Below are 10337 nucleotides of genomic sequence, written 5' to 3' on the forward strand. Positions count from 1 at the left end.
GGGCCGTAGTGGCTGGCTGGTGGCAGGCAGGGCAGTGAGATGCACGCCCTGCAGGGCGGCAGCATCATAGCGCCCCGTACGGCGCACGCCGCCAGCCAGCAGGAAAACTATCAGGGCTGGCTGGATGCCGTGGCGCGCTGCCGTTTTCAGCCACACTGAGCGGCTTCAAGTGAGCCTTAGCGTTTTGCCGCCTGCGTTTCGGCTTCGTTTGACGCATCACTGAGGTTGATCCGCGGTAACACGCCACCGGTGAACTCAACGCGGCGCATCGGGAAGGCAAAGCGGATCTGTTTCTGCTCCAGCTGGGCCATCAACTGCAGATTGATCTCCTGCTGGATGTCCATGTATTTGTTGTAATCGGCACTCAGGACAAAATAGACCACCTCAAATGTCAGCTGCGACTCATCGAAGGCCAGGAAGTGCGCGCGATCGAACCGGGTATCCGGCACGCCTTCAATAATACTTTTGACCATGCTGCCAATCTGCCGGACTTTCTCTGCGGGCGTACCGTAGTTGATACCGAACTTAAACACGATGCGGCGCTGCTGCATGCGCTTGTAGTTGTGGATGGTCTGCTGTAACAAAATGGTATTGGAGCAGACAATCTGTTCGCCGCTGAGGCTGCGTAAACGTGTGGTTTTCAGGCCGATGTGTTCGATTGAGCCAGCCACATCGCCAAACACGATAAAATCGCCATGCTCAAAGGGCTTATCAAAGCCGATAGCCAGCGAGGCAAACACATCGCTTAGCACCGTCTGGATGGCCAGCGCGATGGCGATACCGCCTACGCCCAGGCTCGCCACCAGCGCAGTGATGTTGATGCCCATGTTGGAGAGAATCGCCAGCAGCATCATCACCCACACCACCACGCGCAGCAGGATGCCAAGAATGACGGTGGTGACCGGGTTGCGTACGTGCAGCGGGTCGCGCAGTAAGCTATGCAGCCACAGGCGAATGCCGCAGTCGATCCACAGCGTGAGCTGTAGAATCAGGGCCAGGAACCAGCCGTGGGCAATCGCCACGCTCCAGCCGGCGGACAGATCGACAAACTTGAGCGCAATCAGCAGCGAGAAGATCAGCAGCAGCAGCTGGCTGGTGCTGCGCAAGATCTCCACCAGTATGCCGGTAATGCGCACGTGGCGCGCTTCGCTGTAGCGGGCAATTCGATTGGAAACAAAGCGGATGGTACTGCGCAATAGCCAGTAAACGATCAGCGTGCCAAACACAATGATGGCGCTGTTTATCCAGAAGTTTTGATTGAGAAAAATGAGTTGTAAACGGTGGGCGGAAAGCCAGTTTTCCATTGGGGAGAGTCTCCTTGCCGGGAATAATTAAACGATTAAGCAAGGAGAAGGATAGCCTGGCTGACGCCATCTGTGACGCCAGCCGGTTATTACTGGAAGCGATTAGCCTTGTCGCGCGCCAGGCGTTCAAGAGCAAAAATTACCTGCTGCAGCTGGCGCTCCTGTACCGGTTCGATCACGGTAAAACGGAAGCTGAGGCGCGGCGTGACGCGGGTTTCGTTCTTACCGGTGACGGTGCTGCGCTCGCCGATGTGCAGCAGTTTTGCCGTCACTTCAAACTGACCATATTCGCCCAGCTCTACGCGCAATTTTTTAAAATCATCACCGCGAGTGAGCCCCTCGGGCAGCGGTTCATCCAGCAGAACGCCGATGCCGCCCAGCGACAGATCCTGTAAGCGGAAGCGCGCTTTGCGGCCATCCGGCCACTCGGTATGGCAATAAAATACCGGTTCCATCGGCGCATTGACGCGGAAAAACTCACGGCGCTGGATCTGCCACACCAGTTCAGGCAGAGGCGCGGCAAACGCCGGTAACCCCTCATAATCGATGCGCGTTAGCCCCTGCAGGCTGAACTCAACTTTGGCGCCGTGGGTTTCCGCCGCTATGTTCAGTTCGCCGCTCTGTAACGCCAGTTCATTATCCAGCGCATTGCTGCCTAAATCGAAAATCACCCGCTCTTCATCCGCCGCCAGCAAACGGCTGATGAACTGGCCCCGGGAAAAGTTGGCCATCAATAAAGTCTGGTAACGTAACAGGTCCTTCATCACGTTTAAAACCGCTAACGTGCCTCGTTTGAGGTATTGTTCTTTATCGGCGTCTTTCACGTCCTGCCCCATTTGTCCGATTATTATTATCACGCTTGGTAAAGCTGTCCGTTAGTTATCGGCTTTCAGACACCAGGCTTTAGTCAAATTCACATGAATTCCCGTTATGTTAACGCAGCAGAGAAAAAAATCCCGTCTATACTTAGCGCAGTGAACACCTTGATTCATAACGTAAGGAGCAGCAAATGGGTATTCTTTCATGGATTATTTTTGGTCTTATTGCCGGTATTCTCGCCAAATGGATCATGCCAGGTAAAGATGGCGGCGGTTTGATCATTACCGTGGTATTAGGGATTGTCGGTGCGGTAGTGGGCGGCTGGATCAGTACCCTGTTTGGTTTCGGTAAAGTGGATGGTTTTAACTTCGGCAGCTTTGTGGTGGCGGTGATCGGTGCCATTGTGGTGCTGTGGATCTACCGTAAAGTCCGCAGCTGACGGTTATCCTGATTCATGAAGATCCGCAGTCCCCATTGGGACTGCGGATTTTTTTACCGGTTAAAAATCGTAGCCCACCGTTGCCGTAAGGGTGCGCTCTGCGCCGCGATAGCAATAGCCGGTGCCGTAACAGGCCGCCAGATACCGTTTGTCGGTCAGGTTATTGGCGTTCACCTGCAGCCAGGCGCCTTTCAGCTGCGTGTTCCAGGCCCCTAAATCGGCGCGAACCGAGGCATCGAACAGCGTTACCGACGGGAGCCGTGTAGTGTTTTCGTTATCTGCCCACTGTTTTCCAATGTAACGCACGCCCGCGCCCGCGCTCAAACCGTAATCAAACTGATAGTGCCCCCACAGCGACGCCATGCTGTTTGGCGTAACGTATGGCGTGTGGCCGTCGTTGCCATCCACCGAGGCTTTGAAGCGCACATGGTTGAGGGTGTAGCCGGCAAGGGTGCTGAACCGTGAGGTCAACTGATTACGCGCTTCCAGTTCAATGCCCTGAGAGTGCACTTTACCCGAGGGCGAGTAAGTGCTGTCCAGCACGTTGCGGTTGGCGACATCTTTTTGCGTCAGGTCGTAGATCGCCACGCTGTAGAGATCGCGCGTGCCGGTCGGCTGATATTTCACCCCGGCTTCATACTGCTCTGCGGTGGTCGGCTTGAGCTGATTGCCGTCAGGATCGGTGAGTGAGGCGGGCGTAATGGCCTGGCTCCAGCTGATGTACGGTGAGATGCCGCTGTCAAACGCATACAGCAGCGCCGCGCGTCCGCTGATGTGATCGTCCTGCCGGCGGCTGGTGCCGTTTTCTGACACGATGCGGTCGTAGCGCCCCGAGAGATCCAGGTGCCAGCGGTCCAGTGCCAGCTCGTCCTGCATATAGAGACCGGTTTGATAATAGCGGCGCGTTTGCGCACTCCAGGCGTAATCGGGCTGCTCATCGCTGGCGATACCACTCCAGGGGTTGAGGGAGCTGGCTGCGCCTTTGGCTTTGGTCAGATCATTTTTGTAGCGATGGTATTCGGCCCCCAGCGTGACGCGATGCTGCACGGCACCCGTGGCAAATTCGGCCTGCAGCTGGTTATCGGTCGCCCAGGCGCTGAGCGAGGAGCGTTCGCCGGAGTAGTAGCGATTGAGCAGGTCGGGGTTGGTGGCGTTCCAGCCGATCTGGTACACCTGATCCAGCGCCACATTGGCGTGGCTATAGCTGCCGGTGGAGTGGAGTGACCATACATCACTGAAGCGGTGTGAGAAGTCGTAACCGTAGATCTGTTCGTGGCGTTTGAACTGGTCCAGCGCGCTGTCGCCCTCATAGAAGCCATCACTCAGCTTACGGCCGTTGTGGCTGTAGAGCGTGCCCTCGGCTGGCACGGAGCCGTGGTAGCCGCCGGAGGGATCTTTTTCCAGGTAAGCGCGTAAAATCAGGCTGGTGTCTTCGCCTGGCTGCCACATGAGCTGGGGCGCAATGGCGTACTTCTCTTCACGCGTGTGGTCATATTGCGTGTCGCTGTTGCGCGTAATGCCGGTGAGGCGATAGGCCCACTGGTCGTTGATCGCGTTGGTGTAATCAAACGCTGCACTGTTAGTGGCATTGCTGCCGGTGGAGAGGCGGAAATGGCCCTCAGGAGCAAACTGCGGGCGCTTCGAGACCATGTTGACCAGTCCGCCAGGCACGGTTTGACCATAGAGGGCAGAGGAGGGGCCTTTGATCACGTCTACGCGATCGAGGAACCAGTTATCCACCTGCAGGATATTGAAGCTGCCGCCGTCGCTCATGACGCGCAGGCCATCCAGGAAGGTGTTGTCGACGTCACCACCGTGGAAACCGCGCAGCGAGATGGTGTCATAACGCGTTGCTGCACCGCCAAAGTTAGTAAAGACGCCCGGCGTGTAATTCAGCGCCTGGTTGAGATCCTGCGCACCCTGGTCTCGATCTGCTGGCGGGTGATCACCGAGATGGCCTGTGGTGTGGTGATCAGCGGTCGATCGCTTTTGCTGGCTCCGCTGCTGCGGGTTGCCAGATAGCCCTGAGTGGGCGATGTGGCGCTCTCCTGCGGCTGTGCGGTGACCACCAGAGACTGTTCAGCGAGAGCGGCGGCGGGAAATGCCAGCGCCAGCGCGCATAGCACGCGACCACGGTTAAGGGTAAACAGCGGGATCATGTCGGTTCCTTTGGCTAAGAGTGTAAAGCCGCGCAGGGGCAGCGGGAGCAATGAAAATAAGAATCAATAAGAAGTGAGAATTATTATCTTTTGGCGTGTGCTGTTTCAAGATGTAAATGTCTGTAGTGGGAAAGTTCAGATTTTTACGGGGTAGGATGACGGTGATGGTAGAGGCGTAGTAGCGCTTCACAGCGCGGTCATTGCTGCACAGGTTACTTTTATCGCTATGGGTACTGCGCAATCGCTTTGGCTACTGCACAGGGTCAGAAGGGCGCGTGAGCACGCCCGGAGCGGCAACGGCCGCCTCCATGTGGGCCCCGGCACGCGGCATGCCTGTCGCGTGATGTCCGGGCTTACCTCACGCGTCCTTCCTCCCTTAAATATCGGTATCGCTGTTTCTGAACGCCCAATGTTTTTGACTTTCGGCGTGGCGACCCGTCAGGGCCGCCAGCTGCACCGTGCCGCTTACTGCGCTGTTTTCAGCGCCGGCATATCCGGGATATCGCCCGCGCTGTTACAGGTTTTATCCTTCGGACAGTATTTGTCCAGCAGCTTGAGCGTCACGCCATTGGTCCAGCCAAAGCCGTCCTGCAACGGATATTCACCGCCGCCGCCGCCGCCCAACTTGTCGCCCTCGACGACATATTTCTCAACCAGCTTGTGCTCGCGATCGTAAGTTTGCTGCACGTTCTGCAGGAAGCGCTGACCAATCTGCCGGGCGAGTTGCGGCTGTTTATAGTGCTCCAGCCCTTCAACCGCCACCCACTGCAGTGGTGCCCAGCCGTTTGGTGCATCCCACTGCTGACCGTTATTGACGGTCGTAGTGACCAGACCGCCCGGTTTCAGCAGCTGTTTCTCCACGGCGGCGGCGGTGCGCTCCGCCTGCTTATCACTGGCCAGCTGCATATAGAGCGGGAACAGCGTGGCGGCGGTAAGCTGGTTGTGCACCTGCTTCTTGCCGAAATCGTAGTCTGCGTACCAGCCCTGTTTGTCATCCCACAGGTAACGGTTGATCGCCGCCTGACGTTTTTCAGCCGCGGCAGCAAAGGTTTTGGCTTTGTCATCCTGTTTTGCCAGCTTCGCCGCTTTGGATAAGGTCTGCTCCAGATGGAACAGCAGGCTGTTGAGATCGACCGGCGCCAGCTGCGTGGTACGAATCGATGCCAGCTTGTGCGCATCGGTAAACCAGCGTGAGCTGAAATCCCAGCCGGAGGCCGCGCCAGCGCGCAGCTCGCGATATACCTGCTGCTTATTACGTTCCGGCGCTTTTTTCGCCGTCTCGACGTCGTCCAGCCAGGATTCGGTGCGCGGCACATCACGATCGTCCCAGTAACGGTTCAGCAGCGTGCCATCGCTCAGCTTGATGACGCGTTTGCTGGCCTGACCGGCGGCCACGCTACTGCTGTCCGCCATCCAGTAGTCGTACTCTTTCTGCAGCTGCGGCAGATACTGACGATACACATCGTCACCTTTGTGCGTTGCCAGCAGATCAACCATCAGGCTGAAGAAGGGGGGCTGCGAGCGGCTGAGGTAGTAACTGCGGTTGCCGTTAGGAATGTGGCCATATTTATCCAGCTCGGTGGCGAAGTTATCAACCATGTCCTGCACGCGATCCCAGTGACCGCTCTCCGCAAGACCGAGCATGGTGAAGTAGCTATCCCAGTAGTAGACCTCACGGAAACGGCCGCCCGGCACCACATAAGGTTTCGGCAGCGGCAGCAGCGAATCGTACTGACTGGCGTTCGGCGTGCTGCGCGTCAGCACCGGCCACAGGCCATTGATGTGTTCACGCAGGCTCTGACCGGCGGGCGGCACATATTTATCCTGCGCTTTAGGCAAAATAAAGTTGGTATCGACAAAGCGTTTCAGATCGAAGTTGCGCTGGCCTTTCTGCATCTGCCAGTCGGCAAGAATAGACGCGGGATTGTACTTCGGGACCGCATCGGCAAAGGTTTTCTGGTCCGGATAAAATTTTGCCTGCTGCACCGCGCTGAAGAGCGGGCCGAGGCGCACATCCGGTGGCTGTGGCTGGCTGCTCAGCATGCGGCTGTTATCATCAGCATGCGCGGCAGAGACGCTCAGCAGGGCGGCGCTCAGTAACAGGCTCAGGCGCGCGGGCGTAAATACGACATTTTTTATCATCGGTTTTTCTCCTTGTCCGAAAAGGTGGTGCGCTAACGCATTGACCACACGAACAACTTTAGACGCTATCACGCCGCTTATCCTTGCACAGCTGCGGAAATGTGAAGCCTCCGCAAATAATCACGCAGGAAATTGCCAGCAGGCGACGTTTTTTGCTTGCCCTGCTATGCGCTTTGCCTGAGGCTGAAAGAAAAAAGGAGAGCAGTATGGAGATCATCTGGTATCACCCTTCGCAACATCCACAGGTCTGGCTGGACGGCATGCGTCAGCGCATCCCGGAGGTGGAGATTCGTCAATGGCAGCCAGGTGATAAGGCGCCAGCTGACTACGCGATCGTCCGTTCTCCGCCAGTGGAGATGCTGGCGGGCCGTGCGCTGAAAGGCGTTTTTGCCATGGGTGCGGGCGTCGATGAGATACTCAGCCAGCTGCGTCAACAGCCCGCGATGCTGGCGGACGAGGTGCCGCTCTTCCGCCTGGAAGATACCGGCATGGCGCGTCAGATGCAGGAGTATGCCAGCTGGTGCGTGCTGGGCTGGTTCCGCCGTTTTGCGGACTATCGCCAGCAACAGCAGCAGGCAGTGGCAACCGCTGGCGGATCGCGATCGTCGCGCCTTTACGGTGGGCGTGATGGGAACCGGCGTGCTGGGGCGCAGCGTGCTGGCGAGTCTGCAGCCGTGGGGCTTTCCGCTGCGCGGCTGGAGCCGTTCACCAAAAAGCCTGGCGGGCGTGCAGATGTTTCACGGCCGTGAGGAGCTCAGCGCCTTTTTGCACGAGTGTCAGGTGGTGATCGATCTGCTACCCGGCACGCCGGAAACCACCCACCTGATTGACCAGGATTTTCTGAACGCCTTACCGCACGGTGCACACTTCCTTAACCTGGCACGCGGCGCGCACGTGGTGGAAGCCGATTTGATGGCGGCGCTCAACAGTGGCCAGCTGGCCGCTGCCGCGTTGGATGTGTTTCAGATTGAACCCCTGCCGGCGGAGAGCCCGCTGTGGTCTCATCCGCACGTCACAATTACGCCGCATAATGCCGCTACGACGCTGCCGGGCGAGGCGATGGATTTCATTGCCGGTGCCATACTTGCACTGGAGCAGGGGCAGATGCCGCACGGTCTGGTTGATCGCCAGCGCGGCTATTAATTCAATTAAATCAGGAGAAGTAGATGTATCCCGTTGATCTACATATGCATACCGTAGCCAGTACCCACGCTTACAGCACGCTGCATGATTACGTTGCGCAGGCCCGGCAGAGTGGCCTGAAGCTGTTCGCGATTACCGATCACGGCCCGGATATGGCGGATGCGCCGCATCACTGGCACTTTATTAATATGCGCATCTGGCCGCGGGTGATTGATGGCGTGGGCATACTGCGCGGGATTGAAGCCAACATCAAGAATCAGCAGGGGGAGATTGATTGCAGCGGCCCAATGCTGGATGCGCTGGATCTGATCGTGGCCGGTTTCCATGAGCCGGTCTACGCGCCGCGTGATAAAGCGCATCACACCGAAGCGATGATCGCCACCATGGCGAGCGGGCTGGTGCATATCATCAGCCATCCGGGCAACCCCAAATTCCCGATCGATATCCGGGCCGTTGCCGAAGCGGCAGCCCGCTATGATGTGGCGCTGGAGATCAACAACTCCTCCTTCACCCATTCGCGTCCGGGCAGCGAGCCGAACTGTCGGGCCATCGCAGAAGCCGTGCGCGATGCCGGTGGACGGCTGGCGTTTGGTTCTGACTCACATACTGCCTTTACGCTCGGCCATTTTGAGCACTGTCTGCGTATCACACGCGAAGTGGATTTTCCCGAGGATCGCGTGTTAAATGTCACGCCGCGTCGCCTGCTCGATTTCCTCGAACAGCGCACCGGCAAGCACATTGCTGAATTTGCTGACTTTTAACTTTTTTGCCTCAAGGAATTCTGTTGCATGAATGAATTTTCCATTCTTTGCCGCGTCATCGGCTCGCTGTTTAACCGCCAGCCGCAGGACCCGCTGCTGGTGCCGCTGTTTACTCTGCTGCGTGAAGGCAAACTGAAAGATCAGTGGCCGCTGGAGCAGGATGAGCTGCTGACCCGGCTGCAACAGAGCAGCGATCCGCAGGCGCTGGCAGCGGACTACAACGCGCTGTTCGTGGGCAGCGACTGCAGCGTTCCGCCGTATGGCTCGCAGTGGCCACATGGCCCGCATGAGGCAGAGGCGCGCGCGTTTCTCACTTCGCGCGGGATGCCGCTGAGCGACGCACCGGCCGATCACTTCGGTGTGCTGCTGCTGGCGGCGTCGTGGCTGGAAGATCAGTCGGCGGAGGATGAAGCAGCGGCGCAGCTGGCGCTGTTCGATGAGTACCTGTTGCCGTGGTGCGGTGCGTTCCTGGGGAAAGTGGAAGCGCACGCCACCAGCGCCTTCTATCGCACGCTGGCCGCGCTGAGCCGTGAAGCGATTCAGGCAATGTATGATGAGCTGAACGAAGGCACCGACGAAGCCTGAGTTACCAGCAGGCGTTGCTGCTGCCGGGCTTCGCGCCCGGCGTGGCGCACAGCATCGGCGTGCCGGGCAGCCAGGCGGCGGCACGCAGCCGTTCGGCTACGCCCCACGGCGTAATCTCCAGCGCACTTAGCGCATCATGCGGCTGCGCATCAATGCCGCTTTGTGGACTCGCGGGTGCGGCACCCTGCTGCTGCAACAGGTATGCGGTGCGCGCCAGCGATAAGCGCGCCTGCCAGCCAACCCGGTTCTCACGCCGCTGACGCAATCCCTCCAGCACCGCCGCCGCCATCAGATAGCCGGTGGCGTGATCGAGTGCCTGCACCGGCAGCGGTACAGGCCGATCGCTGCCGCGCCACTGCATGCCGCGATCGGCAATGCCGCAGCCCATCTGTACCAGGCTGTCAAAACCCCGCCGGTTGCGCCACGGTCCGTGCCAGCCCCAGGCATTCAGCGTGACATCCACCAGCCCCGGCGCGAGTTTCTGTCGCGTTTCTGCATCCAGCCCCAGCTTCTCCAGCGCATCGGCGCGATAGCCATGCACCAGCACATCGGCGTGTTTAATCAGTTCAATCAACTGCGCGCGCCCGGCGACCGTTTTGATATTCAGCGTGGCACAGCGCTTACCGCAGTTTATCTCCTCCTCCAGCGTTGGCTCCTGCCAGCCGGGCGGATCGATACGCAGCACCTGCGCGCCAAGGCTGGCAAGAAAGCGGGTGGCAACCGGCCCGGCAATCACCCGGGTGAGATCCAGCACCCGTACGCCCAGCAGCGGGCGCGCGGGGCAGCCGCCAGCCCGGCGTGGGCGCATCGCCGGTTGCGCACTGGGCGATCAGCGGCTCCTGCATCACAGCTCTCCCTTGCGGGTGCTGCTGCCACTGCGATTCGCTGCGCATCTCAGCGGCGCAGCCATTAGCCTCAATGATTGCCTGCTCCAGCGCACCGGCCTGCCACTGCGCCACTGCGGCGGCCAGCGCGTCGCGTTCGC

The 10337-nt window shown here is 58.9% G+C and carries 6 protein-coding genes and 3 pseudogenes; 4 read left to right on the forward strand and 5 right to left on the reverse strand.

Annotated features, from left to right (window positions below):
- Positions 1-176 precede the first annotated feature (176 nt).
- Together HA48_RS21045 and HA48_RS21050 are read right to left on the reverse strand one after the other, a co-directional pair.
- Positions 177-1304: a mechanosensitive ion channel family protein gene (locus HA48_RS21045; protein ID WP_128603056.1), complete on the reverse strand. Its 1128-nt coding sequence runs from the start codon at positions 1302-1304 to the stop codon at positions 177-179.
- An 89-nt stretch (positions 1305-1393) separates the two neighbouring features.
- The gene (locus HA48_RS21050) at positions 1394-2128 is read right to left on the reverse strand and encodes a flagellar brake protein (RefSeq protein WP_128603057.1); all 735 of its coding nucleotides are present in this window, start codon (positions 2126-2128) and stop codon (positions 1394-1396) included.
- A gap of 185 nt (positions 2129-2313) precedes the next feature.
- Between HA48_RS21050 and HA48_RS21055 the strand changes: the two genes are divergently transcribed.
- Positions 2314-2562, forward strand: a complete 249-nt coding sequence (locus HA48_RS21055) for a GlsB/YeaQ/YmgE family stress response membrane protein (protein ID WP_128603058.1) — start codon at positions 2314-2316, stop codon at positions 2560-2562.
- A 60-nt stretch (positions 2563-2622) separates the two neighbouring features.
- On the opposite strand, the pseudogene HA48_RS21060 reads toward HA48_RS21055, so the two are convergent.
- Both HA48_RS21060 and treA read right to left on the reverse strand, forming a co-directional pair.
- Positions 2623-4721 (reverse strand): annotated as a pseudogene (locus tag HA48_RS21060) (TonB-dependent siderophore receptor).
- Positions 4722-5186: 465 nt separating this feature from the next.
- The gene (gene treA, locus HA48_RS21065; RefSeq protein WP_128603059.1) at positions 5187-6863 is read right to left on the reverse strand and encodes an alpha,alpha-trehalase TreA; all 1677 of its coding nucleotides are present in this window, start codon (positions 6861-6863) and stop codon (positions 5187-5189) included.
- Positions 6864-7069: 206 nt separating this feature from the next.
- Between treA and ghrA the strand changes: the two are divergent.
- The 3 genes and pseudogenes from ghrA (at position 7070) to HA48_RS21080 (ending at position 9352) form a co-directional block, all read left to right on the forward strand.
- Positions 7070-8006, forward strand: a pseudogene (ghrA, locus tag HA48_RS21070) (glyoxylate/hydroxypyruvate reductase GhrA).
- Between the two features lie 23 nt (positions 8007-8029).
- Positions 8030-8767, forward strand: a complete 738-nt coding sequence (locus tag HA48_RS21075; RefSeq protein WP_128603060.1) for a phosphatase — start codon at positions 8030-8032, stop codon at positions 8765-8767.
- 27 nt (positions 8768-8794) lie between these two features.
- A complete protein-coding gene (locus HA48_RS21080; protein WP_128603061.1) occupies positions 8795-9352 on the forward strand; it encodes a TorD/DmsD family molecular chaperone in 558 nt (185 codons plus the stop codon).
- Between the two features lies 1 nt (position 9353).
- Here HA48_RS21080 and HA48_RS21085 read toward each other — a convergent pair.
- Positions 9354-10337 (reverse strand): annotated as a pseudogene (locus HA48_RS21085) (CoA transferase); the annotation flags it as partial.

The organism is Pantoea wallisii (genome assembly GCF_002095485.1).
GTDB lineage: Bacteria > Pseudomonadota > Gammaproteobacteria > Enterobacterales > Enterobacteriaceae > Pantoea > Pantoea wallisii.

What these genes read in the sequence shown, in the direction of transcription:
- HA48_RS21045 (WP_128603056.1), bottom strand. Translation starts at nt 1,304, where the DNA reads ATGGAAAACTGGCTTTCCGCCCACCGTTTACAACTCATTTTTCTCAAT.
- HA48_RS21055 (WP_128603058.1), top strand. Translation starts at nt 2,314, where the DNA reads ATGGGTATTCTTTCATGGATTATTTTTGGTCTTATTGCCGGTATTCTC.
- treA (WP_128603059.1), bottom strand. Translation starts at nt 6,863, where the DNA reads ATGATAAAAAATGTCGTATTTACGCCCGCGCGCCTGAGCCTGTTACTG.
- HA48_RS21075 (WP_128603060.1), top strand. Translation starts at nt 8,030, where the DNA reads ATGTATCCCGTTGATCTACATATGCATACCGTAGCCAGTACCCACGCT.
- HA48_RS21080 (WP_128603061.1), top strand. Translation starts at nt 8,795, where the DNA reads ATGAATGAATTTTCCATTCTTTGCCGCGTCATCGGCTCGCTGTTTAAC.